This window comes from Bordetella genomosp. 7 (assembly GCF_002261415.1).
Taxonomy (GTDB): domain Bacteria; phylum Pseudomonadota; class Gammaproteobacteria; order Burkholderiales; family Burkholderiaceae_B; genus Bordetella_A.
This window is the reverse complement of the sequence record NZ_NEVI01000006.1, coordinates 226429-250754: the sequence shown is the minus strand read 5'-3', so window position 1 is coordinate 250754 and position 24326 is coordinate 226429. Positions and strand designations below refer to the sequence as shown.

Genomic DNA, 24326 nt, shown 5'->3' with positions numbered 1-24326 from the left:
TTGAAGTATTACAAGTGTAAGCCGGAAAGGCTGCCTGGCGCCCTTCCGGCTGCTGGTGATCAGCCCATGTGCAGGCCGCCGTTGAGCGAGAAGTCGGCTCCGGTAGCAAACCCCGATTCGTCCGAAGCGAGCCATGACGTGATCGACGCGATTTCTTCAGGTGTGCCCAGGCGGCGCACCGGGATGGTCGCGACGATTTTTTCGAGCACGTCGGGGCGGATGGCGCGCACCATGTCGGTACCGATATAGCCCGGCGAAACGGTGTTCACGGTTACGCCCTTGCTGGCGACTTCCTGGGCCAGCGCCATGGTAAAGCCGTGGATGCCGGCCTTGGCCGTGGAATAGTTGGTCTGGCCGAACTGGCCCTTCTGCCCATTGACCGAGCTGATGTTGATGATGCGGCCCCATTGGCGCTCGACCATGCCGTCGATCACCTGCTTGGTGACATTGAACAGGCTGTTCAGGTTGGTGTCGATCACCGCGCGCCAGTCGTCGGCCGACATCTTGCGGAACAGGCCATCGCGCGTGATGCCCGCGTTGTTCACCAGTACATCCACGGGACCCAGTTCGCGCGTAATGTGCTCGAAGGCGACCACGGTGGAATCCCAGTCGGCAACATTGCCCACCGATGCATAGAAGGTATAGCCCTGGGCGGCCTGCTCATCCAGCCATTGCTGATAGTTGCGGCTGGGCCCGCAGCCGGCCACGACGCGAAAGCCGTCTTTGGCGAGCCTGCGGCAGATCGCCGTGCCGATACCACCCATGCCGCCCGTCACGTATGCCAGTTTCCCGCTCATGTGCATTCCTCCTGCGCGCTGGGCGCCTCGATACTGCCTGGTGCCTCGTATGCCGCGATCCGCCGGACCGCTACGTGGCTCGTACTTTTACATAGCTGCCCGGCGCGGGCTGCGTCGGGCGATATTCCGCATTGCCCAGGCGCGTGGCCGCCTTGCGCCGGGCGCCAGCGTGGGCGGCCATCCAGTTGGCCCAATCGGGCCACCAGCTGCCGGGGTGTTCTTGCGCGCCGGCAAGCCAGGCGCCCGGATCGCCCGGCAGGGCCGGGGCGTCGTTGGTCCAGTAGCTGCGCTTGCCCGACGAGGGCGGGTTGACGACGCCGGCAATATGGCCGGACGCGCCCAGCACGAAGCGTTGCGGGCCGCGCAACAATTGCGTGGATGCATAGGCTGACGTCCACGGCACGATGTGGTCTTCGCGCGATCCGTACAGGTACGCCGGCATGTCGAGCCGCGTCAGGTCCAGGCCCACGCCAGCCGCCTGCGCCCGACCGGGCACCTTGAGATTGTTTTCAAGGTAGGTATTGCGGAAATACCAGGTAAAGAAAGGCCCCGGCAAATTGGTGCTGTCGCCGTTCCAGTACAGCAGGTCGAAGGGCGGGGGAGTCTGCCCCTTGAGATAATTGCCCACCACGTAGTTCCACACCAGCTCGTTGGGCCGCAGGAACGCAAACGTGGTGGCCAGGTCGCGAGCGGCCATCAGCCCGCCCTGCCCCAGCTGGCGCTCCCGCAGCAGTGCGTGGGCTTCATCGACGAACACCTGCAGCACGCCGGTATCGTGGAAATCGAGCAGCGTAGTCAGCAGCGTCAGCGACGCCGCCGGACGCTGGCCGCGCGCATGCGCCAGCGCCAGGGCGGATGCCAGCATGGTGCCGCCCACGCAGAACCCCAGCGCATTGACCTGCGGCTGGCGCGCGATGTCGCCCGCCACCTGCAGCGCCTTGAGCACCGCGTCGTCCAGGTATTGCGACCACGTAGCCGTGTCGATGCCGTCGCCGTCCGCGGCCAGGGGGTTGCGCCACGAAATCATGAACACGGTGTGGCCCTGCTCGACCGCGTAGCGCACCAGGGAATTGGCGGGTTGCAGGTCGAGTATGTAGTACTTGTTGATGTTGGGCGGCACGATGACCAGCGGCCGCTGGTAAACCGTGGCGGTTTGCGGCGCATACTGGATCAGTTGAAACAGCGGGTTTTCGAACACCACCTGGCCGGGCGTCGTGGCCACGTTGCGCCCGATCTCGAACTGGCTTTCGTCGGTGTGGCTGATACGCCCCTTGCGCAGATCGTTGCAGAGATTTGCCAGCCCGTCGCTGAGCGCACGGCCCGCCGTGTCGATGACCGCCTGCTGCGCATCGGGGTTGAAGGCCAGGAAATTGGACGGCGCCAGCGCATCCACCCATTGCATGACCGAAAACCGCAACCGGTGGCGCAGGGGCTCGCTGACTTGCGCCGCTTCGACCATGCGTGTCAGTACGCGCGCCGACAGCAGATAAGCGTGCGCCAGCACGATATGCTGGCTGCTTGCGGCCCACGCCTGGCCGCGAAAGCGGCGGTCGGCGGGCGGGGCCAGCACGCCGCGCCGGGCTTCGTCGCATACCCGCAGCCAGTCGCGCGAGAACTCGGCCTGGATGTCTGCCAGGACGTCCGGCGCCACGCTGACCGGGACGGGCCAAGCAGAGGAGAGAGGGGCGTTCACTTCGACACCATTTTATAGTCGGGCACGGGCCTGGGTGGCGCGCCGCACCCGGCGTTGAGACCGCGCGACAACCCGATGTTGCATGGCGGCATAGGGGCTGTCAATGCGGGTATACAAGGATAACCGGCCCATATGACAAGCCTTGCACTCGCACTGCAACAGCGCTTATTCGCGCCACGCAAGCAAGGCCATGCGGCCTGTCGCGCCATCGCGCCGGTATGAGAAAAAGCGCCGCGGATCGGACACGGTGCACAGGCCGCTTGCGTGCACATCTTCCACGCCCGCTCGCCGCAGGCGCATCAGCGCCAGCGCGGGCAAGTCTGCAAGCCATTTGCCGGGCTTGCCGGCAAGCCCGGAGAAATGCGCAGCGGCTTGCGCGTCGCCGGTGACGAACGCGGCACGCACGTCGTCGCCTACCTCGAATGCCGTGGGGCCTATGCCGGGCCCGACCCAGGCGCGCCAGCCGCGCGCGCCGGGGGCCTTGGCCCGCAGGCGGGCCAGGGTGTTTTCGAGCACGCCGCCGGCCAGGCCGCGCCAGCCGGCATGCGCGACGCCCAACGCTTGCCCGTCCAGGTCGGCAATGCACACAGGCAGGCAATCCGCGACCAGGATAGCCAGCACGCGCCCGGGCATGGCCGTGACACTGGCGTCGCCCGCCGGCTCGTCGGACGAGCAGGCGTCGGCATCGATGACATCCGCGCCATGCACCTGGCGCAGCCATAGCGGATCGCCCGGCACTGCCGCGCGGACGCGCGCGCGGTTCTCGTGCACGGCCGCGGCGTCGTCGCCCGCGCGCGCGCCGAGGTTGAGCGTGTCGTACGGCGCGGCGCCCACGCCACCCGCGCGCGTCGTGCAGAAGTAGCGCACGCCGGGCCATTGCGGGCCCGTGATGACCGGAAGGCCGTGGATTTGCATCAGTCGTTCCATTGCACAATATCTTGTATGCGGCGCACGTCGTCCGGTATCGCCGCCTGGAAGCCCAGCGGGCCCCGGCCGCCGGGATCATCGAAATGCAGGGCGCGCGCGTGCAGCATCTGGCGCTGCGCCCCCGCGGCGGGCTTGCCCATATAAAGCGCGTCGGCCAGCAAGGGATGCCCCAGGCTGGCCATGTGCACGCGGATCTGGTGCGTACGGCCCGTCTCCAGGCGGCAGAGCAGTTCGGTAATAGGCTCGCCGGCCGGCGCCCGGCCTTGTCTGACCGGTGTGTAGTGGGTCACGGCGGGCTTGGGCGCGATGGGACGCTCGACGCTCATGCGCACGGGAACGCGCGCGTCGCGCCCGATGGGCCGGTCGACCCGGCCGGCGGCGCCCACCCAGCCATGCACCAGGGCCAGGTATTCGCGACCCATGGTGCGCGCCTGCAACTGGCGCACCAAGTGAGTCTGGGCCAATTCGTTGCGGGCCACCACCAGCAGCCCCGAGGTGTCTTTGTCCAGGCGGTGCACGATGCCGGCCCTGGCCACCCGCGCCAATTCGGGGTAGCGGTGCAGCAGGCCGTTGAGCAGCGTGCCGTGCCAGTTGCCGGCGCCGGGATGCGTCACCAGGCCAGCCGGTTTATCGACCACGATCCAGTCGGGGCTTGCGTCGACGACGGTGAAATCGACGGGCTCGGGCGCAAAGGCCAGGCTTTCGGGTGCGGGCTGTTCCCACACGGCCAGCACGTCGCCGGGGCCGACAACCTGGCGAACTTTGGCAGGCGCGCCATTGACCTGCACCCAGCCGGCTTCGATCCAGCCTTGCAACCGGCTGCGCGAATGGCCGTCAAGCAAGGCGGCCAGCACCTTGTCGAGCCGGTCGGCGCGCGTGCCGGCCGGCACGGTGATGAACTGCGGTTCGTCATCCGCCGCCAGGCTGGCGCCGGCGGCCTCCGGGGCGTCTGTATGGGACATGTAGACAGATCATATAATTCAGCGTGCCATCCTAACACCAAGGAAACCAATCCCGTGACTTTCCGCACCGCTGCACTTTCGAACCGCCCTGCCCGCGGATGGCCCCTGCGCGCTGCCATCGCGCTGACTGTTGCCCTGGTTGTCGCCGGCTGCAGCGGCTCGGGCCAGAAATACGACAAGACCGCCGGCTGGACCGCCGAGCAGCTCTACGCCGATGCAAAGGCCGAGACCGAGGCCGGGGCCTGGGGCGAAGCGCGCGAACGGCTGACCGCCATCGAAAGCCGCTACCCGTTCGGCGTGTATGCGCAGCAGGCGCTGATCGACCTGGCCTATGTCAACTGGAAAGACGGCGAAAACGAACAGGCGCTGGCCGCCATCGACCGGTTCCAGCAGATGTATCCCAACCATCCGGGCACGGACTACATGTTGTATCTGAAGGGGCTGATCAACTTCACGCCCGCCAGCGCCTTCATGAGCAATCTCACCGGCCAGGACCCCGCCGAACGCGACCCCAAGGGCTTGCGCGCGTCGTACGATGCTTTCAATGAGCTGATCAAGCGCTATCCGAACAGCAAATACACGCCCGACGCCGAAAAGCGCGTTACGTGGCTCGTCAACGCGATCGCCATGAACGAAGTCTATGTGGCGCGCTATTACTACGAGCGCGGCGCCTACGTGGCTGCCGCCAACCGGGCACAGACGGTCATCACCGATTTCGAAGGCGCCCCGGCGGCCGAGCAGGCGCTGGTGATCATGGTGGCCTCGTACGACAAACTGGGCATGACCGACCTGAAAAGCGACGCGCAACGCGTCCTGAACGCCAACTTCCCCAACAGCACGATGACCGAGCAGAGCCTGCTGGCGGACAAAAGCTGGTGGAACCCGTTCTCCTGGAAGTAAGCCGCAGCGCGGGTGGTTTTTTCGGTGTCAGACACCCTGCGGGAGTCTGACACCCGGCGTGGCAGGCGGCGCGCGGCGGCACTCCGTTGCGATGTCAGACACCTGGCGCGGCATGCGGCGCGCGGCGGCACTCCGTTGCGGTGTCAGACACGCTGCGGGAGTCTGACACCTGGCGCGGCAGGCGGCGTGGTTTTGGGTGTCTGACTCCCGCAGGGTGTCTGACACCGGCCGGCATGCAACAACGCCCCAGCTCAGGCCGCTGCTGCCTGGCGGCGCGCGTAGAACGCCAGCACCTCGTTCAGGTCGCGGGTGCGTGAAAACGGCGGCAGGCCGCGCCACAGGCGCTTGCCATAAGGCTTTTCTACCAGGCGGGCGTCGCCCACCATCAACACCCCCCAATCGCGCTCCGTGCGTATCAGGCGGCCCGCGCCCTGCTTCAGCGAAATTGCCGCTTCCGGCAATTGGTATTCGGCGAACGGGTTGCCGCCACGCACCCGGCAGGCGCGCAGCCTTGCTTCGATGACCGGATCGTCCGGCGGGGCAAAGGGCAGCTTGTCGATGGCCACCAGTGTCAGCACATCGCCCGGCAGGTCAATGCCTTCCCAGAAGCTCGCGCTGCCCACCAGTACCGGATGTTGTAGCGCGCAGAACCGTTCGAGCAGATCGCGCCGCGTCGCCTCGCCCTGCTTGAGCAGCGGCCATTCGTACCCCTGCTCTTCGAAGGCTTCGGACAACAGCAGCGACACGCGGTCTACCGCGCGCAAGGTCGTGCACAGTACCAGCGTGCCGCCGGGGCTGGCCTGCAGCAACGGCATCAAGGTTTGCACAAAGCGCTCGGCGAACCGCGGCGACTGGGGTTCCGGCATGTCGCGCGGCACGAACAGCAGGCCTTGCCCGGTGTAGTCGAACGGCGATTCCCAGTGCCCTGTGCGCGCATCATCCAAACCCAGCTGGCTGGTGTAATGCCGGAAATCGCCGTGCACCGACAAGGTGGCCGAGGTCAGTATCCAGGCCTGGCCGGGCTTGCGAAAGCGCGAGAAGGCCTGGGCCACGGACAAGGGCGCCGAATGCAGCCGCACATGATGCTGGCCGTGCTCGACCCAGCGTACCGCCGGGCCCGCGTAATGCCGCAGCGATTCGGCCGCCTGAAGCAGCGCCGCCGGCAGCGCCGGACCGTCGTCGTCCCGGGGCGCCGGCGCCTGGTCGTCGCGGCCCCAGCCTTCGTCGGCGTCGGCCGCGCTGTCGCGCGCCGGCAGCGACCAGCGCGCCAGGCGCAGCGCGAGGTCTGCGCCACCGCGCGCCGCGGCGGCAAGGTCCGGGTGCTTTTCGGCAACCGCCGCCAGCGCCCGCGTGGCAGCTTCGACGGATGCGCGCAGGGCGGCCAGCGCGGCGTCGAACTGCTCGGCGTCGGGCATGGCCTCGAAGGTGGCCTTGCGGCCCGGCAGCTTGTCCAGCGGCGAACACACCAGGCGCAGTTCGCGCGCGGCCGTTTCTAGCTGGCGGCTGACGTCGGTCCATTTGGCGGCCTCGCGCGCATGGGCAAGGCCCGCCGCTTCCAGGGCCTTGCCGAAATCCAGCAACTGGTGCGTCGACACGCTGCTGCCCAGGAATCGCGTGGCGGTATCCGGCAATTGATGGGCTTCGTCGAAGATGACCGTGTCTGCTTCGGGCAGCAGGTCTGTGACGCCCTCTTCGCGCAATACCAGGTCGGCCATGAACAGCGCATGGTTGACGACGACGACGTCGGCCTCTTGGGCCTGCCGGCGCGCCTTGACCACGAAACAATCGCGGATGCGCGGACATTCCTGGCCCAGGCAGTTTTCGCGGGTGGAAGTCACGCGCTGCCAGATGTCCGCGTCTTCGGGCACCTTGCCCAGGTCGGCGCGGTCGCCGGTTTTCGAGATGCCGGCAAACACCTGGATCTGTCGAAGCTGGGAAATCTCGGCGCGCGATTTCAACGCGCGCTCGTCGCCCTGCAGCCGTTCAAGATGGTAATGGCATACATAATTGGCGCGCCCCTTGAGCAAGGCCGCCGTCACGGGCGCCGCCAGGGCAGCCCGCACGCGCGGCAGATCCCGCGTGAACAGCTGATCTTGCAGCGTGCGCGTGCCGGTCGAGACAATGACCTTGCCGCCGGCCACGATGGCCGGCACCAGGTACGCCCAGGTCTTGCCGATGCCGGTGCCCGCCTCGGCCACCAGTGTCGAGCGGTCGGCGATCGCGCGATGAATGGCTTGCGCCAGCTCGACTTGCGCGGGCCGCGGCACGTAGCCGGGCAGCGCCGAGGCCAGGGGGCCGTCGGCGTCGAAAAATTCTGAAATATCCTGGTCCAGCATGGGTGCGGCGCGCGATGAAGTGGCCCAAATGATACCCTGGGGCCCGGTTGCGCCGTGCCCGAAATAGCCGCGCCGCGGACGGGCAGGCGCCGCCTTGTGGCAAAATCCGCCCGTCGTTTTCCCTTTGCAGCCCTATACATGTCTGACACTTCCGCCACCACGAGCGCCGCTTCCAGCGTTGACCATGCCCGCATCCTCGGCCAGCTGGCCACCGAGCTCGGCTGCCGCCAGTCGCAGATCGCCGCCGCTGTCGAACTGCTCGACGACGGCGCCACGGTGCCCTTTATTGCGCGCTATCGTAAAGAAGCCACGGGTGGCCTGGACGACACCGTGCTGCGCAATCTGGAAGTGCGCCTGGGCTACCTGCGCGAACTCGAAGAACGGCGGGCGACCATTCTTGAGTCGATCTCGCAGCAAGGCAAGCTGACGACCGAACTGCAGCAGGAAATCGAGGCGGCCGACACCAAACAACGTCTCGAAGACCTGTACGCGCCCTACAAGCCCAAGCGCCGCACACGCGCGCAGATTGCTCGCGAGGCAGGGCTGGAACCGCTGGCCGACGCCATTCTCGACGATCCGGCATGCGACCCGGCCACATTGGCGGCGCAATACCTCAACCCCGAAGCGTCCATCAACGACGCCAAGGCGGCGCTCGATGGCGCGCGCGATATCCTGGCCGAACGCTACGCCGAAAACGCCGATCTGCTGGCCGACATGCGCGAGTACTTGTGGACGACCGGCCTGCTCTATTCCAAGGTGGCCGAAGGCAAGGAAACCGAAGGGGCCAACTTCCGCGACTGGTTCGATTTCAGCGAGCCACTGCGCACGCTGCCCTCGCACCGCATTCTTGCGTTGCTGCGCGGCCGCCAGCAGGGCGTGCTGGAACTGCGCCTGGGCCTCGAAGCAGAGCTCGAAACGCAGACACCGCACCCTTGCGTGGCGCGCATTGCCGGCTTCCTGAAGCTGGGTCACGGCCTGTTTGCGCTGGACGCCGCGCCGCGCGAGCGCTGGCTGGGCGAAGTATGCCGCTGGACCTGGCGCGTGAAACTGCTCACCGCCTTTGAAAGCGAACTGATCGGCCGGCTGCGCGAAAGCGCAGAAGCCGAGGCCATACGCGTATTCGCGGCCAACCTGAAAGACCTGTTGCTGGCCGCGCCCGCCGGCCCCAAAGTGGTGCTGGGCATCGACCCCGGCATACGCACGGGCTGCAAGGTCGCCGTGATCGACCGCACCGGCAAGGTCGTCGACACGGCCACGGTATACCCGTTCGAGCCGCGCCGCGACCGCGAAGGCACCATTGCCACGCTGGCTGCGCTGGCTGCGCGCCACCAGGTTGAACTGGTGGCCATCGGCAACGGCACCGCATCGCGCGAAACCGAAAAACTGGTCGCCGACCTGATGGCCCGCTATCCCGACCTGACGCTCACCCGGGTGGTGGTGTCCGAAGCGGGCGCTTCGGTGTATTCGGCATCGGAAACCGCGGCGCTCGAATTCCCCGATCTCGACGTCACGCTGCGCGGCGCCGTGTCCATTGCGCGCCGCCTGCAGGATCCGCTGGCGGAACTGGTCAAGATCGACCCCAAGGCCATCGGTGTGGGCCAATACCAGCATGACGTAAACCAGCGCGAGCTGGCGCGCTCGCTGGACGCGGTGGTGGAAGATTGCGTCAACGCGGTGGGCGTGGACGTCAACACGGCGTCGGCGGCGCTGCTGGCGCGCGTGTCGGGCCTGAATTCGCTGCTGGCCAAGAACATCGTGGCCTGGCGCGACGATAACGGCGCCTTTCCCACGCGCGACGACCTGCGCAAGGTGCCGCGCTTTGGCGAAAAGGCGTTTGAACAGGCCGCCGGGTTCCTGCGCATTCCCCATGGCAAGAACCCGCTGGATGCCTCGGCCGTCCACCCCGAAGCGTACCCCGTGGTAGAGCGCATCGTGGCAAAGATCAAGGCCGACGTGCAACACATCATCGGCCAGCGCGACGCGCTCAAAGGCATATCGCCGGCCGACTTCACCGACGATCGTTTCGGCCTGCCCACGGTGCGCGACATCTTCGCCGAACTCGAAAAACCGGGCCGCGACCCCCGGCCCGAGTTCAAGACCGCGCAGTTCAAGGACGGCGTCGAGACGCTGAACGATCTGCATCCCGGCATGGTGCTCGAAGGCGTAGTCACCAACGTGGCCAACTTCGGCGCCTTTGTCGACATCGGCGTGCACCAGGACGGGCTGGTTCACATTTCCGCGTTGGCGGAAAAGTTCGTGAAAGACCCGCGCGACGTGGTGCGCGTCGGCCAGACCGTCACCGTCAAAGTGCTGGAAGTCGATGCGGCCCGCAAACGCGTGGCCCTGACCATGCGCCTGAATGACGCCGCGCAGCCCGCGCGCCGCAGCGGCGCGGATGCGCCGCGGGGTGGCGCGCCCCGCGCGGCGGGCCGGCGGGGCCCGGCCGAAGCGGCTCGCGCCGAGCCGCGCAACAACGCCATGGCCGAGGCATTTGCGCGCCTGAAGCGTTGATTCCCGGCCCGGGCCTCCAGGGCCCGGGCACATCACTTGCGCAGCATGGGAAACCGGCCGGCCACTGGCCGCCGGCCTTTCTCAGCCTGACCGGAGGACGCAAGTGACTATCCTGAATCGCATTGCCACGCTGGCGCTGGGCGCCACGGCCATGTACTACTTCGACCCGCAGTCAGGGCGCCGGCGGCGCGCCCTGCTGTGCGACCAACTGACTTCGCTGCGCAACGACGCCATGGACTGCATGCTCGCCGACGGCAAGCGCGCGGCGGACCATGTGCGCGGCTACACCGCCGCGGCGCGCCGCGGGATGGGGCTGTCGGACCCCGACAGCGACCGTCAGCTCGAAGAGCGTGTGCGCGCCCAACTGGGACGGCTGGTCAGCCATCCCGGCGCCATTACTGTAACGGCGCACGCGGGCGACGTGACGCTGAGCGGGCAGATCCTTGCCGCGGAACACCAGACGCTTTTATCGGCCGTGCGCGCCATGGCGGGCGTGAACCGCGTCGATGACCGCCTGCAGGCGCACGAGAGCCCCGGCAACATCCCTGAACTGCAAGGCGGCAGCCCATCCTGAGGGCGGCGCGTCCGCCCGGCAAGTGCCACCCTGCCCTGCGCGCGCGTGTCCCGCGCCGCGGGGCATGGCGGTAAAACTTGCGTCCGCCCGGAAGAAGTTGCCTGAATCCGCGCAAAAGCGCGGCTCAGGCCGCCTGCGGCAACGCCGGCAGCCGCATGCCCAGGCGCTGGTCAAGCCATGACCAGCCGCGCGGCGTGACGCGGATGGCCCGGCTGTCGGGCGCGCGCCGCAACACTTGCTGCTCGCACAGAGCGGCCAGCAACGCCACACCCAGCGGCCCGCCCAGATGGTGGCGCCGCTCGGTGCAGTCCAGGCATTGGCGCGCCAGCCCACGTCGCGTGGGCACGACTGCGTCGACATCCACACCGATATCCGCGAACCATTGCGCGCCTGCCGGGGTCAGGTCGAACTGCCTGTCCGGGGCCGCCACCAGGTAGCCGCGGTCCTGCAGGGCCTGGGTGATCGCCACGGCAAGCTGCCCGGCCAGATGGTCGTAGCAGCGGCGACAGAAATGGAATTCACGCGCCTTCGGGCTGAGCGCCGGTCGGCGCCCCTGGGGCGGAAGCGGCTGCAGGGTGGACAGACTTTCCAGCATGTGAGCCACGTGCGGGCCCGCCAGCCGGTAATACCGGTGGCGCCCTTGTGTTTCCACATCCAGCAAGCCGCCTTCGAGCATCTTGGCCAGGTGTGCGCTCGCCGTCTGGGCCGTGACGCCGGCGCTGCGCGCCAGTTCACCGGCCGCCAGCGCCCGGCCGTCGAGCAGCGCCGCCAGCATGGCTGCGCGCGCGTGATCCGCCAGCAGATGGGCAACGGCGGCGAACCCGGGTTGGTAACTCATGGCTAGGCTCCTGTCGGCGGACACTGTAGGCCGATATTAGCGGGCGATGCTTCGATGGCGGTCGAACTGACCGCCCAGGGTTACCCCTAGGCGGACATACACGAAAAATGAGAGCCAAAACCAAATAATTAAGCGAAAATATCCAGTTGTATCAAAACAATAACACCGGATCTCGCCATGCGTAGCACGACTCTGGCGCTCGCCGCCAATGCATCGCACACCGTCAACGCCGAGAACATCGGCCCCAGTGCAACGTATGGGGAGATAACGCTTGGCCAGTATGCGCACCTGGTGCTGGACGGCATACCGGTGGCCGCGAAACTGATCACGCTGCAGCGGCTGGGCTCGCGCACCATCGAATTGCGCAATGGCGCAACCCTGCACGTAGGAGCGCTGGGCTTTGCCAGCATGGGAGCAAGCATCACCTATCGCATCGGCGCGCATTGCTCGATGGTGTTCGATGCCAGCCAGTGGGATCCGGAAGTGGTGGCCAACACCACCTTCGAATTCGCGAGCCAGGGCACCGGCACGCTGAAATACTTTCCGTTCATCAACCCCGAATGGCTGGACTGCCCCCAAGTGGTGGGCTACGTCGAGGGAGACACGCTGGAAATCGCGGGCCAGGGCAATGTGCCGCGATTCCAGGTGCAAGGCGGCCGCATCGTGGCGACCGCCGGGCGTTAGCGCCCTGCCAGCGCGGCCAGCGCCTCGCGGGCCTGCGCCATAAGGGCGTCGCGCTGCTCGGGGTTGTGGGCCGCCGGGCCGTGCGCCACCGCCGCGCCATCCACTATCGCCGCATACGTCAGGCCGTCTGCCTGCAACATGCCGGCGGCGTCGCCTGCCTGCAGGCGTTGCAGCGAGGCGCCCGCATCCTTGGGGTTGGCGTAGCCCTGCGAGCGCAGCAGTTCCTGGCCGTCGGCGGCCAGCAGACGGAACCGGAACGCGCCGTCATCATCACGAAAGCTGACAAAGCGCGCCGCCTTGCCCGCCTTTTTGGCAGGCGGCTTGGCCGCCGCCGGCGCGGGCGCGCGCAAGCCCACTGCCTCGCGCAGTTCTTGCATGAACGGCACGGCCAGCTTGCGCGCCTTCAGCGCGCCGGCCTGCAGAATATCTTCGATGCGGCCGGGGTTGGCCATCAAGTCCTGGTACCGCTCGCGCATGGGGGCTAGAACGCCCTCCAGGCGGTCGTACAGGGCCTGTTTGGCATCGCCCCAGCCCAGGCCGGTTTCCAGCTGCGTACGGAACGCGGCGGACTCTTCCGGCGTCGCGAAGGCGCGGTAGATGGTGTACAGGTGCGAGGCGTCTGCATCCTTCGGTTCGCCCGGCTCGCGCGAATCGGTCACGATGCGCATCACCGCGGCGCGCAACGCCTTGCTGCCGCCTTCGAACAACGGAATGGTGTTGTTGTAGCTCTTGGACATTTTGCGGCCATCCAGGCCGGGCAGGGTCGCGACCTGTTCTTCAATGACCACTTCGGGCAGCACGAAATACTCGCGGCCATACAGATGGTTGAAGCGCTGGGCGATGTCGCGCGCCATTTCCAGGTGCTGAATCTGGTCGCGTCCGACGGGCACCTTGTGCGCGTTGAACATCAGGATGTCGGCGGCCATCAGGATGGGATACGAGAACAGCCCCATATTGATGCCGTCGTCGGGCTCTACCCCCTTGGCATTGTTCTGGTCGACCGCCGCCTTGTAGGCGTGTGCGCGGTTCATCAGCCCCTTGGCGGTGACGCAGGTCAGCAGCCAGCACAATTCGGGGATCTCGGGCACGTCCGACTGACGATAGAACGTGACCCTTTCCGGGTCCAGGCCGCCGGCCAGCCAGGTGGCGGCGATTTCCAGCCGCGAACGCGCCACGCGGGCCGGATCGTCGCACTTGATCAGCGCGTGGTAGTCGGCCATGAAATAAAACGCGTCGATGCCGGGCTGCTGGCTGGCAGCGATGGCCGGACGTATGGCCCCGGCGTAGTTGCCGAGATGCGGGGTGCCGGACGTGGTGATGCCTGTGAGAACGCGGGTACTCATGGAGCGACTGCAGTGGTTGCGAAGAATTCCGCAGTGTAGCGCGTCCTTGCGGCGGAGCCGGCCGTGCCGCCTTATAGCAAGGCCAGCATGGGCGCGGCCAGCGCGCACGCGCCGCCGGCGGCCAGGGCCGCCGCCGGCCGGTATGCCACAAGCCAGATCAACAGCAGCCCGGCGATGGTCAGAATGCCGATCCATTCGACCACGCCGTAGCGCCAGCCCCACACCGCCGCCGTCGCCCACAGCGACAGGGCCAGCGCAGCCCAGCCGGCGGCGCGCAAAGTGGTCCGATGCAGGCGCGGCAAGGCGCGCTCGAACACCGTCTCATAGTGACGGTCCATGCCCAGGCACAGTGCGGCAAAGCCCGCATAGGCCAGGCAGAAAGCGGCAACGCTCATCATGGGCTGACTCCCGTTCGGGTGGAGGGATGCCGCGCCGGCCGTAACGCGGCGCGCGGTGCAGCGCGCTGGCGCAGCGGACGCGCCTTGCGCCACATCCACGCCAGCAGGCCAGCCGCGGCAAGCGCGGCCAGATCGAACCCCGCCATGATCCAGTCGCCGGCCGGCAGCGACACGCCCAGGTGCCGCGCGGTCGTCATGCCATTGACGGCCGGCAACAATGCAGCCAGCCCGGCGGCCAGCGCCAGCAGATCCGGCCACCTGCGCGCAGGTTTCAGGAAGGCATAGATGAAGCACAGCGCCCATGCCAGGAAGAAGGCGCGTGTTTCCCATGCGGCGCGTCCGGCAAGCCCGGCGGGCAGTAGCCGATTGGCCCAGAAGTAAGCCGCCACCGCAACGCACAGCCCGGCGATGGTGCCCGCGTTCAAGGCGTCGACCAGCCGCAGCGAGAACGCCTGCGGGGTGGCGCCGCCGGCTTTCTGGCGCCGCTTGGCGACCCACAGCGCCAGGCCGGTGCCCACCATGGCCGTGCCCGCCAGGCTGACCAGAAAATACAGCCAGCGCAGCAACGGCTCGGCAAACAGGCCCAAGTGCAATCCGATCAGCGTGCCGGCCGTGATGCGGGCAGCGCTGTCGGCGTCGTGGCGCGCCAACAGGCGGCCGTCATTGCCGTCATAACGCAGGCTGGGTGCGCTGCGCGCATACGTGATGCGTTCGCCGGACGCTCGGCTGATCGACACCACCGCGCCTTGCTTGCCGGGCTGGGCAACCACAAGCTGCCCTGCCTCGCCGCCCCGCCACTCTGCCTGCGCGCGCGTGACCAGCGACCCCAGATCCACCAGCGGCGCGCTCGCCTCCGACGCACGCGCGGCGGCAAACGCAGGGAACATGTCATCGGTGAAGGCGCGGGGGTTCTCGTACACCGCCGCAATGCCGGCGGGCAACAGCATCGCCATGAAGATCACCAGCCCGCTGAAGGTGATCATCAGGTGAAACGGCAGGCCCAGCACCGACAGCGCATTGTGGCCATCCATCCAGGCTCGCTGCCCCCCTTTGCGCGGCCGGAAAGTAAAGAAATCGGCGAAGATTTTCTTGTGCGTGATGACGCCGCTGATAATGGCCACCAGCATGAACATGCCCGCGACGCTGGCCAGCCAGCGCCCCCACGGATGCGCCATTTCCAGTTCGAAGTGAAAGCGGTAGAAGAAATCGCCGCCGCGCGTCTCGCGGGCCTGCACGACCTGGCCCGTGGCGGGATCGAGCCTGACGCGCTTGAAGCCGCGTTCGCCCGGCGCCGGTCGGGGCACTTGGTACCCCAGCCCCAACAGCGGCTCGCGTGCCGTGGGCAAGGTAATGAACCAGCGCGCCGCACCGGCGGCATGCTGCTGCAGATACTGCTGCGCAACATCGGCCGCGCGCGCCGCGGACACCGTGTCCGGGCGCGCCGGCGTTTCGGGCTGCATCCAATGAGTGATTTCCGGGCGGAAGAATGCCAAGGTGCCGGTCAGGAACATGGCAAACAATATCCAGCCGAAAATCAGTCCCGCCCAGGTATGCAGCCACGCCATGGCCTGCCGCAGGCTTTCCGCCGGCCCGGTGATGCGTCGCGCTGTTGCGTCATGCCGGCCCATCATGCCGCTCCCATCAGCCGGCCAAGCCAGCACAGCGCCGCAAGCAGGACCGCGGGCCCCAGCATGCCCAGCCAGGCGCGCCATGCATTGCGGGCAACGTACACCCAGATGACACCCGCGGCATACGCCACAAATGCCACCAGCATGCCGGTGATCACCGCATCGGCGCGCGCCATCGGCAACCACACCGCCAGGCACCCGGCCATGGCCGAGGCCAGTGCGTAGCCTCCCAGCACGGCGGCGGCCGTACGGGATGCAACGGCCCACCGGTAGCGCGCCAGATTGGCGCCGGGCTCTGGTCTCACAGCGGATCTCGCGTCATATGCCCTACCAGCGATAACGCACTGCGGCCTTCACAGTACGCGCGTAGCCATACCAGCACCAGTTCTCGTCAATGCACGAGGCCACATAGCGCTTGTCGAACAGGTTTGCCACATTGAGACTGACCTGCCAGCCCTTCAAGGCAGGTTGATTGCGCCCCAGGTCGTAATCCAGGCCCAGGTCGAACAAGGTCGCGCCGGGCACGCGGAACGTGTTGGCCGCATCGCCCCAGGTTTCGCCCAGATAGCGCACGCCCGCGCCCATGCCCAGCCCCGCCAGCGGCCCGCGCTGCAGCTCGTAGCGCACCCACGCCGACGCCTGGTGCTTGGGCACGGCCACCGGCTGCGAGCCCTTGAGGCTGATGCCGGCCGCATTGGGGTTGTCTTTGGAATACACGTTGTGCAGCCAGCTGTACGATGCGATCACGCTCAGCCCGTCGATGGGCTCGCTCTTGGCCTCGAGTTCCAGGCCCCGCGTGCGCACCTCGCCGGCCTGGACGCTGCAACGCCCGCCCCCGCAGATATGCGTGGGATCAGGATCGGTGGTGGTGAGATTCTTGCGGCGCAGGTCGAACACGGCGGCGGTCAGCAGCGTGCGGGACCCGGGCGGCTCGTACTTCACGCCAAGCTCGTATTGCTCGCCCTCGACCGGATCGAACGGCTGGTTGTTCCAGCCCGTGCCGCTTTGCGGTTCGAACGATTCCGAATAGCTGAAGTACGGCGCCACGCCATTGTCGAACAGATACAGCAAGCCCGCGCGCCCGGTGAACGCCTGCGCGCGCTGCGGAGAGTGCGTGCGCACGCCGGTGGCCAGGTTGGTGCTGTCGGACGTGGTGCGCGCCCAATCGTAGCGCCCGCCCAGCAACACCGACAGGCCGCCCAGCTTGATCTGGTCTTGCAGATACAGGCCGGTCTGGTACTGCTTCTGCCGCTGGTCGGTGGTAAAGGGGGGCAACTCGTACCCCATGTCGTAATCCGGATCCCAGGTATCCAGGTTGAAATCGGACACGCCCCAGCGCGATGCCGACTTCGTGTCGGTGCGGATGTGCTGGTAGTCAAAGCCCAGCAGCAGCTTGTGGGCGAACGGGCCGGTGTTGAAATCGGCCTGCACGTTGTTGTCCAGCGTCAGCGCCTCGAACTCCACGTCGGTGCCTATCATGCCGCGCTGCAGATAGCGGTACACCCCCGGGTCGGCCCAGGCGCTGTTGTAGATGCTGCGGTACTTTGCATCGGCGTTCACGTAGCGGAAATTCTGGCTTGCCTTGAACGTGTCGTTGAAGCGGTGCTCGATGTCGTAGCCTAACGAATAGTGTTTTCGGTCGCTGCGTTCGAAGCCCTTGTCGCCGTCGTAGAAGCTGCGCGAAAAGCGGCTGCCGTCGGGCAGCTCGTATACCGTGCCCATTGCGGGCAGCGAGCCATACGCGCCCATGTCGGGATCGTGCTGGAAGTGCGTCAGCACCGTAAGACGCGTATCCGCCGATGGCTGGTACGTGAACGACGGCGACACGTAATAGCGCCGCTCTTTGGTGAAATGCTGCTGCCCGTCGGATTTGTAGCCCGCGCCGACGATGCGGTACAGGAACTTGCCTTCGTCATCGAGCCGGCCGCCCACATCCGCCATGCCGCGCAGCAGTGAATTCGTGCCGAACTCCACGCCCACTTCATTGATCTGGCCATCAACGGGGCGCTTGCTGATCTGGTTGACCACGCCGCCCGGTCCGCCCTGGCCGTAAACGACGGACGACGGGCCCTTCAGCACGTCCACGCGCTCCAGCCGGTACGCATCCACCTGCGGCAACGCATCGCGTCCGCCAAACACGCGCAGGCCGTCCAGATAAGTGGTGGCCGAAAACCCGCGAATGGTGAACTGGTCCAGGCGCGTGGCGGTTGCGCCGCGGGTCTCTACTGCCACGCCAGGGGTGTAGCGCAGCACCTGGTTCAAGGTGTTGGCGCCCTGCTGGGCTATCTGGCTCTGCGTGATCACCGACACCGATTGCGGCGTCTCCAGCAACGGCGTATCGGTCTTGGTCGCGGACCGGGTTACTTCTGCCACGACGCCATACGTCTGGCCTGTGCCGGTTTCACCCTGCCCTTGCACGAGCACCGGCGCCAGGCTGACGGTACCTCCGGTTGATGGCAGGCGCCGCAACACCCAGCCGCCTTCTCCCGGCCGGGCCTGCAGGCCCGAGCCCTGCAGAATGGCGTCAAAGCCGGCGGCCACGGTGTAACTGCCCTGCAGCCCCGCCGAGTTCAACCCCGCCACCATGCGCGTGTCGAATGAAAGCAGCACGCCTGCCTGGCGCGCGTAGGCTGTCAGCACCTCGCCGAGCGGCCCGCCGGGCAACGCGTAATGGCGCACCGACGCCGTGGCGGGTTGTGCAATGGCCGGCGTGGGCAGGGCGCCCAGCCCGGAGGCGGCCAGCGCCACTACCAGCGCGGGCAGCGTGCCGGTTACGGGAAACCGCAATGTGCGGCCGCGCATCGAAGCGGCGGGCACAGAAGCTAGGAAGAACAAGGCGATGACTCCTGCAAGGTTAAGGGTTGCAGGAGACATTCCGTACGAGCGCACACAATCTGCAGCCGCGGCGCCGGAAAAATTGCAACAAATTGCTCATGCCGGCCGCCTGCCGCCGCTGTGTGCGCGCTCGACGCGTACACGCCACGCGCCCCAACGCACCACGTTTATCGGCAGGCTCTGTTGCAGCATGGTCAACGCCCGATCGGTATCATCCAGCGGAAACACGCCGGATACGGCCAGGTCGGCCACATCGGGGCTGGCCGACAGGCTGCCGTGACGATAGCGCGCCAAGTGCGCCAGCACCGAATCCAGCCGGTCGCCGTTGGCCACGAGCATGCCGTCGGCCCATGCGCCCTGCCCTGCGTCGGGCGGCGCATCGCGCCACGCCCCCCGCTGCTGGTACAGCGCAGTGCCGGCACGCAGGGTGCGGATAGCGCCATCGGCGTCGATCAGCTGCAGGCTGCCGGCATACACGTCGATGCGCACGCCTGCCCTGGCGCGCTGCATACCGAAATGCGCGTGTTCGGCAACCACCCGGGCGCCGTCGCTGGCGGGCACCGTCAGCGACGGCAGCCCGTCGGACCCGGGCACGCGCACCCCCATTTGCCCGCGCAACAACGCCAGTTGGCGGCGCTGGCCGAGCATCTGCACCGATACGGCGCTGTCGCTGGCCAGATCAAGACGGATCTCGCCGGGCAGCATCACGCGCCTGCGTTCGCCGACGCGCGTACTGTAGTCGGATATCAACCGTTGCCAGGGCGTCCATTCATAAGCGGCTGCGCCCGTACCGGTCGCCACCAGCAGCCCGGCCAGCCCCTTGAGCACGGTGCGCCGCGAGCGCGGCGGCGGGATGAAATGCGCGTGGGCAAGATCCGAAGGAACCTCGCGCAGCATGCCCGACAGGCGCTGCAGCCGGCTCCATGCCTGTTCGTGGCGCGGGTCGGCTGCGCGCCAGCGGCGGCATGCCTGCTCTGTCGCGGCGCCGCCCTGCCCCGACCGCAGCCGGACCCACCACGCGATGGCTTCGCGCGCCACCGGGTCCGGCGACGCGGCGTCACTCGTCCAGGCAGGCATAGCAAGCCGTCCACGCGCGGGTCATATATTGCTGCACCGAACTGAGCGATACGCCCAGCCGGCGCGCGATGTCGGCATAGGGCAATCCGTCGATCTGCGCCAGCACGAAGGCGCGCCGCACCTTGTCGGGAAGCTGCGCCAGCGCGCGGTCCAGCGCAATGACTTGCTGAACGAGCGTCGCGCGCAATTCGGGCGACGGTTGCTGCGGCGCTGGCAGCCGGCTCAGGTATTCCAGGTACGCCTGCTCCAGCCCGACGCGGCGATAGTGGTCCACCAGCAGCCCGTGCGCGATGGTGCGCAACAATGGCCGGGCCTGGCCGGCGTCCACCTGCTTGCGGCCGGCAAGAATCCGCACGAACACATCATGGGTCAGGTCTTCGGCGCGCAAGGGGCTGCCCAGCTTGCCGCGCAGCCACCGCAACAGCCAGGGCTGATGGTCGCGATAGAGCGCATCCACGGATACCGGCGCGGGCGAGGCTGCCCCGCAAGACATAGAGCTTTTCACGGCGGGCGGCTGGAAACACAAAACCGAGATAGTAATTGATAACCAATCTTATTATCAATCTCTATCGCCAGCGCGCCTCGAGCCCTGCCCGGGCGCCGCCTACAGGCCGACGGTCAGGCGCCGCTCTTCATCCAGGTATTCGCGCGACTGCATCTCCAGGATACGGGACACGGTGCGATGAAACTCATTGGCCAGTGCGCCCTCGGTATAGAGTTCTTCCGGTTCGCACTCGGCCGACATGATGAGCTTGATCTTGTGGTCGTAGAACACGTCGATCAGCCAGGTAAAGCGACGCGCCTCGGACGCCTGCCGCGGGCCCATGCGCGGCACATCGGAAAGAATCACGGCGTGGAAGCGGTTGGCGAGTTCCAGATAATCATTCTGCGATCGCGGCCCGCCGCACAGGGTGGCGAAGTCGAACCACACCACCGACCCTGCCAGGGCGACGGCGCGGATCTCACGATGCTCGATGTGCAGCAGGGGCTCCTGCGGCGGCGTGTCGGCCAGCCGGTCAAACGCCTGCTGCAGGGCCTGGCGGGCTTGCTCGTCCAAAGGCGAGTGGTAGCACTGTACGTGTTCCAGCGTGCGGCGCCGGTAATCGATGCCGGCATCGACATTCAGGATGTCCATGCGCTTTTCGATCAGCGCAATGGCGGGCAGGATGCGATCGCGATGCAGGCCGTCCGGATACAGCGTGGACGGCTCGTAGTTCGATGTCATGACGAATGACGTGCCCAGCTCGAACAGGCGGAGCAGCAGCCGATACAGGATCATCGCGTCGGCCACGTCCGACACATGGAATTCGTCGAAACAGATCAGCCGGTAACGCTTGGCGACGCGGCGTGCCACCTCGTCCAGCGGGTCCTGCATGCCCTTGACGCTTTCCAGCTCGCGATGCACGCCGCGCATGAATTCGTGAAAATGCAGCCGCGTCTTGCGTACCACCGGCACCGTGGCGTAGAAGGCGTCCATCAGGAAACTCTTGCCCCGCCCGACACCGCCCCACAAATACACGCCCCGCGGCACGTCCGGCCGGTTCAACAGCTTCTTGAGCGCGTTCGAGCGCATCGACTTGAAGCGGACCCAGTCGTCGTAGTAGGCCTGCAACCGGTCCACTGCGTGGCGTTGCGCCGCATCGGACTGGTAGCCCCGTTGGGCCAGGGCATGTTCATAGTATTCGCGGACGTTCATGTCGCAACACACAGCTGAAAAATTGGCGCCTGGGCGCGCGGATTGCAGGCGCTACACAAGAAAGGGTTCTGTCATGCACGCTGCATGAAACCCGGCATGGCAACGGGATGCGCCGAAGCGCGGCTGCGGGCGGCGCGGCCCCCCGGGTATGGCCCGCCCGGGGTAGAGCCCGGCCCGGGGTGCGGGCCGGCGCGGGCCGCGGGCGCCGCCCTGGGGCCGGCGTCGCACGGCGCCTGGCGCCCGCCGCCCGACGCCTTAGAAGTTCAGCGTGCGCTTGTCGACCGCCAGCGCCGCTTCTTTCACGGCCTCGGACAAGGTCGGGTGCGCGTGGCAGATGCGGGCGATGTCCTCGGCGGCGCCGCGGAATTCCATGATGGTGACGGCTTCGGAAATAAGCTCGGACGCCATCGGGCCGACGATATGCACGCCCAGCACTTCGTCAGTCTTGGCGTCGGCGATCACCTTGGCAAAGCCGGTGGTGTCGCCCAGGGCGCGCGCGCGCCCGTTGGCCATGAACGGAAAGCTGCCGGCCTTGTATTCGCGGCCTTCTTTCTTGAGCTGCTGTTCGGTCTTGCCCACCCAGGCGATTTCGGGCGACGTGTAGATGACCCAGGGCACGGTATCGAAGTTGACGTGGCCATGCTGGCCCGCGATGCGCTCGGCCACCGCCACGCCTTCTTCTTCGGCCTTGTGCGCCAGCATGGGGCCGCGCACCACGTCGCCCACCGCCCATACGTTGGGCAGGTTGGTCTTGCAATGGTCGTCTACCTGGATGAAGCCGCGCTCGTCCAGGTTCAGGCCCACCGCGTCGGGGTTCAGGCCGCCGGTGTACGGCACGCGCCCGATCGAGACGATCAGCTTGTCGACCACCAGTTTCTGTTCGCCGCCCTTGGCATCGGTATAGGGCACCGTGACCGATTTGGCGGTTGCCTTGACTTCGCCGAGCTTGACGCCCATTTGGATGTCCAGGCCCTGCTTGGCGAAGGCCTTCAGCGCTTCCTTGGCCACCTGCTGGTCGGCCGCCGCCAGGAACTCGGGCATGGCTTCCAGGATGGTGACCTCGGCGCCCAGGCGGCGCCACACGCTGCCCATTTCCAGGCCGATGACGCCCGCGCCGATCACGCCCAACTTCTTGGGAACGGCGTCGATGTTCAGCGCACCATCGTTGGACAGCACCACTTTTTCGTCGAAGGGCAGGCCCGGCAGCTCTCGCGGCGAGGAACCGGTGGCCACGACCACGTGCTTGGCGACGAGGTCTTCCTCGGCCGTGCCCGTCACCTTGATGGCATAGCCGCCATCAGCCTTGCCGGCAAAGGCGCCCTTGCCATGGAAGAAGGTGACCTTGTTTTTCTTGAACAGATACAGGATGCCGTCGTTGTTCTGCTTGACCACCGTGTTCTTGCGGCCGATCAGCGTATCGAGCTTCAGCGACACACCCTTGACCTCGATGCCGTGGTCGGCAAAGTGATGATTGACCTGTTCGAAATGCTCGGAAGACTGCAGCAGCGCCTTGGACGGAATGCAACCGACGTTGGTGCACGTACCGCCGGGAGCCGGCCCGCCCTGCCCGTTTTGCCAGGCATCGATGCAAGCGACGGACATACCGAGTTGAGCGGCGCGAATGGCGGCGATATAACCGCCGGGGCCGGCACCGATGACGACGACGTCAAATTGTTTGGACATGATGTTCTCGGAAATTGGGGGATTGAAGAGACGCTTGTGGCTGGCCGGGGCGCGCCGGCCCATGCGCGTCGCGCCCGCACGCGCGGCCGGACGCAGAGGGGAAAAGGCGGAAGAAAGCCGGCGGGGCCTGCCGCGTACGGACCGGTGCGATCCGGCCCGCCGCGACAGTAGCAATCATTGCCCCTAGCCCTGAGCCGTGCCGGATTACAGATCCAGCAACAGGCGCTGCGGGTCTTCCAGCGCGTCCTTGATGGCCACCAGACCCAATACGGCTTCACGGCCGTCGATGATGCGGTGATCGTACGACAGCGCCAGGTAGTTCATCGGGCGGATGACGATCTGGCCGTTTTCCACCACCGGACGTTCCTTGGTGGCGTGCACGCCCAGGATCGCCGACTGCGGCGGGTTGATAATGGGCGTGGACAGCATCGAGCCGAACACGCCGCCGTTCGAGATGGAGAAGGTGCCGCCGGTCATTTCTTCGATGCCCAGCTTGCCTTCGGCGGCGCGCTTGCCGAAGTCGGCAATGGTCTTCTCGATTTCGGCAATCGACAGTTGGTCGGCATTGCGCAGGATGGGCACGACCAGGCCGCGCGGGCTACCCACCGCGATACCGATGTCGAAGTAGCCGTGGTAGATGATGTCCTTGCCGTCGATCGAGGCGTTGATCAGCGGGAACTTCTTCAGTGCGGCAACGGCCGCCTTGACGAAGAACGACATGAAGCCCAGCTTGATGCCGTGCTCTTTCTCGAACTTGTCTTTGTACTTGTTGCGCAGGTCGATGACAGCCTGCATGTTCACTTCGTTGAACGTCGTGAGAATGGCGTTTTCGCGTTGCGACTGCAGCAGCCGCTCTGCGATGCGCGCACGCAGGCGGCTCATGGGCACGCGCTGTTCGGGGCGGCCGTCCAGCGACATCGAAACCGGCGCGGGCGCAGCGGCGGCCTTGGCGGGCGCCGCGCTGGCGGCCTGGGCGTCGGCCTTGGTGACACGGCCATCACGGCCGGTGCCTGCTACCGAGGCAGGATCCACCCCCTTCTCGGACAAGATCTTGGATGCTGCGGGCGAGGCGACGCCCGCGGCCGACGACGAGGCAGGCGCGGCAGGCGCAGCAGCCTTCTCGGCGGCCGGTTCTGCCTTGGGCGCCGCGGCGGCGGGAGCAGCCGCGGCTTCGGCCTTGGCCGCCGTGTCGATCTTGGCGATCAGTTGCCCCGAAGTTACCGTGCTGCCGTCGCCTTCGACGATTTCGGCCAGCACGCCCGAGGCGGGCGCCGGCACTTCGAGCACGACCTTGTCGGTTTCGATTTCGATGAGGATTTCATCTGCCTCGACGGCAGCGCCCTTCTGCTTCTTCCAGGTAAGCAGGGTCGCTTCCGAAACGGACTCGGACAATTGGGGGACAACGACGTCAGTGATAGCCATAGTGATAGGTTCCAGTAAAGAT

20 protein-coding genes are annotated in these 24326 nt (G+C 66.8%); 4 read left to right on the top strand and 16 right to left on the bottom strand.

What is annotated here, in order from left to right:
* Window positions 1-59: 59 nt before the first annotated feature.
* From phbB to CAL18_RS04920, 4 genes are all read right to left on the bottom strand, one after another.
* The gene (gene phbB, locus CAL18_RS04935; protein ID WP_026640459.1) at window positions 60-797 is read right to left on the bottom strand and encodes an acetoacetyl-CoA reductase; all 738 of its coding nucleotides are present in this window, start codon (window positions 795-797) and stop codon (window positions 60-62) included.
* A gap of 70 nt (window positions 798-867) precedes the next feature.
* A complete protein-coding gene (gene phaC, locus CAL18_RS04930) occupies window positions 868-2490 on the bottom strand; it encodes a class I poly(R)-hydroxyalkanoic acid synthase (RefSeq protein WP_094817424.1) in 1623 nt (540 codons plus the stop codon).
* A 165-nt stretch (window positions 2491-2655) separates the two neighbouring features.
* Window positions 2656-3417 carry a peptidoglycan editing factor PgeF gene (gene pgeF / locus CAL18_RS04925; RefSeq protein ID WP_094817423.1) on the bottom strand — a complete coding sequence of 254 codons (762 nt, stop codon included), beginning with the start codon at window positions 3415-3417 and terminating at the stop codon, window positions 2656-2658.
* Entirely contained in the window at window positions 3405-4379 is a 975-nt protein-coding gene (locus CAL18_RS04920; protein ID WP_094817422.1) for an RluA family pseudouridine synthase, read from the bottom strand. Before CAL18_RS04920 ends, pgeF begins: the two co-directional genes overlap by 13 nt.
* A gap of 105 nt (window positions 4380-4484) precedes the next feature.
* On the opposite strand from CAL18_RS04920, the gene CAL18_RS04915 reads away from it, so the two are divergent.
* Entirely contained in the window at window positions 4485-5279 is a 795-nt protein-coding gene (locus CAL18_RS04915) for an outer membrane protein assembly factor BamD (RefSeq protein ID WP_026640455.1), read from the top strand.
* A gap of 251 nt (window positions 5280-5530) precedes the next feature.
* Here the strand turns inward: CAL18_RS04915 and CAL18_RS04910 are convergent, their stop codons facing one another.
* The gene (locus CAL18_RS04910; protein WP_094817421.1) at window positions 5531-7615 is read right to left on the bottom strand and encodes an ATP-dependent DNA helicase; all 2085 of its coding nucleotides are present in this window, start codon (window positions 7613-7615) and stop codon (window positions 5531-5533) included.
* A 138-nt stretch (window positions 7616-7753) separates the two neighbouring features.
* Here CAL18_RS04910 and tex point away from each other — a divergent pair, with 138 nt between their 5' ends.
* Together tex and CAL18_RS04900 are read left to right on the top strand one after the other, a co-directional pair.
* On the top strand, window positions 7754-10126 hold the full coding sequence (tex, locus tag CAL18_RS04905) for an RNA-binding transcriptional accessory protein Tex (RefSeq protein ID WP_026640453.1): 2373 nt from the start codon (window positions 7754-7756) through the stop codon (window positions 10124-10126).
* Window positions 10127-10229: 103 nt separating this feature from the next.
* On the top strand, window positions 10230-10700 hold the full coding sequence (locus CAL18_RS04900; RefSeq protein WP_026640452.1) for a BON domain-containing protein: 471 nt from the start codon (window positions 10230-10232) through the stop codon (window positions 10698-10700).
* Window positions 10701-10824: 124 nt separating this feature from the next.
* On the opposite strand, the gene CAL18_RS04895 is transcribed toward CAL18_RS04900, so the two are convergent.
* Entirely contained in the window at window positions 10825-11538 is a 714-nt protein-coding gene (locus CAL18_RS04895) for a helix-turn-helix domain-containing protein (protein WP_094817420.1), read from the bottom strand.
* A 177-nt stretch (window positions 11539-11715) separates the two neighbouring features.
* Here CAL18_RS04895 and CAL18_RS04890 point away from each other — a divergent pair, with 177 nt between their 5' ends.
* Window positions 11716-12222, top strand: a complete 507-nt coding sequence (locus CAL18_RS04890) for a hypothetical protein (protein WP_094817419.1) — start codon at window positions 11716-11718, stop codon at window positions 12220-12222.
* Here the strand turns inward: CAL18_RS04890 and CAL18_RS04885 are convergent.
* From CAL18_RS04885 to odhB, 10 genes are all read right to left on the bottom strand, one after another.
* Window positions 12219-13565, bottom strand: coding sequence for a tryptophan--tRNA ligase (locus tag CAL18_RS04885; RefSeq protein ID WP_094817418.1), 1347 nt, complete (start codon window positions 13563-13565; stop codon window positions 12219-12221). The two genes, CAL18_RS04890 and CAL18_RS04885, sit on opposite strands and share 4 nt — an antisense overlap.
* A gap of 71 nt (window positions 13566-13636) precedes the next feature.
* A complete protein-coding gene (locus CAL18_RS04880; RefSeq protein WP_026640448.1) occupies window positions 13637-13963 on the bottom strand; it encodes a DUF3325 domain-containing protein in 327 nt (108 codons plus the stop codon).
* Window positions 13960-15594: a PepSY-associated TM helix domain-containing protein gene (locus CAL18_RS04875; RefSeq protein ID WP_249278373.1), complete on the bottom strand. Its 1635-nt coding sequence runs from the start codon at window positions 15592-15594 to the stop codon at window positions 13960-13962. The genes CAL18_RS04880 and CAL18_RS04875 overlap by 4 nt, the downstream gene beginning before the upstream one ends.
* Window positions 15591-15896, bottom strand: a complete 306-nt coding sequence (locus tag CAL18_RS04870) for a DUF3649 domain-containing protein (protein WP_249278372.1) — start codon at window positions 15894-15896, stop codon at window positions 15591-15593. Before CAL18_RS04870 ends, CAL18_RS04875 begins: the two co-directional genes overlap by 4 nt.
* Window positions 15897-15918: 22 nt before the next feature.
* Window positions 15919-18393 carry a TonB-dependent siderophore receptor gene (locus tag CAL18_RS04865; RefSeq protein WP_094817416.1) on the bottom strand — a complete coding sequence of 825 codons (2475 nt, stop codon included), beginning with the start codon at window positions 18391-18393 and terminating at the stop codon, window positions 15919-15921.
* Between the two features lie 129 nt (window positions 18394-18522).
* Entirely contained in the window at window positions 18523-19503 is a 981-nt protein-coding gene (locus tag CAL18_RS04860; RefSeq protein ID WP_051423831.1) for a DUF4880 domain-containing protein, read from the bottom strand.
* Entirely contained in the window at window positions 19484-19996 is a 513-nt protein-coding gene (locus CAL18_RS04855) for a sigma-70 family RNA polymerase sigma factor (RefSeq protein ID WP_026640445.1), read from the bottom strand. Before CAL18_RS04855 ends, CAL18_RS04860 begins: the two co-directional genes overlap by 20 nt.
* A 111-nt stretch (window positions 19997-20107) precedes the next feature.
* Window positions 20108-21199, bottom strand: coding sequence for a cell division protein ZapE (gene zapE, locus CAL18_RS04850; RefSeq protein WP_026640444.1), 1092 nt, complete (start codon window positions 21197-21199; stop codon window positions 20108-20110).
* A gap of 255 nt (window positions 21200-21454) precedes the next feature.
* The gene (gene lpdA / locus CAL18_RS04845; RefSeq protein WP_094796403.1) at window positions 21455-22882 is read right to left on the bottom strand and encodes a dihydrolipoyl dehydrogenase; all 1428 of its coding nucleotides are present in this window, start codon (window positions 22880-22882) and stop codon (window positions 21455-21457) included.
* A 204-nt stretch (window positions 22883-23086) separates the two neighbouring features.
* Window positions 23087-24304 carry a 2-oxoglutarate dehydrogenase complex dihydrolipoyllysine-residue succinyltransferase gene (odhB, locus tag CAL18_RS04840; RefSeq protein ID WP_026640442.1) on the bottom strand — a complete coding sequence of 406 codons (1218 nt, stop codon included), beginning with the start codon at window positions 24302-24304 and terminating at the stop codon, window positions 23087-23089.
* Window positions 24305-24326 lie beyond the last annotated feature (22 nt).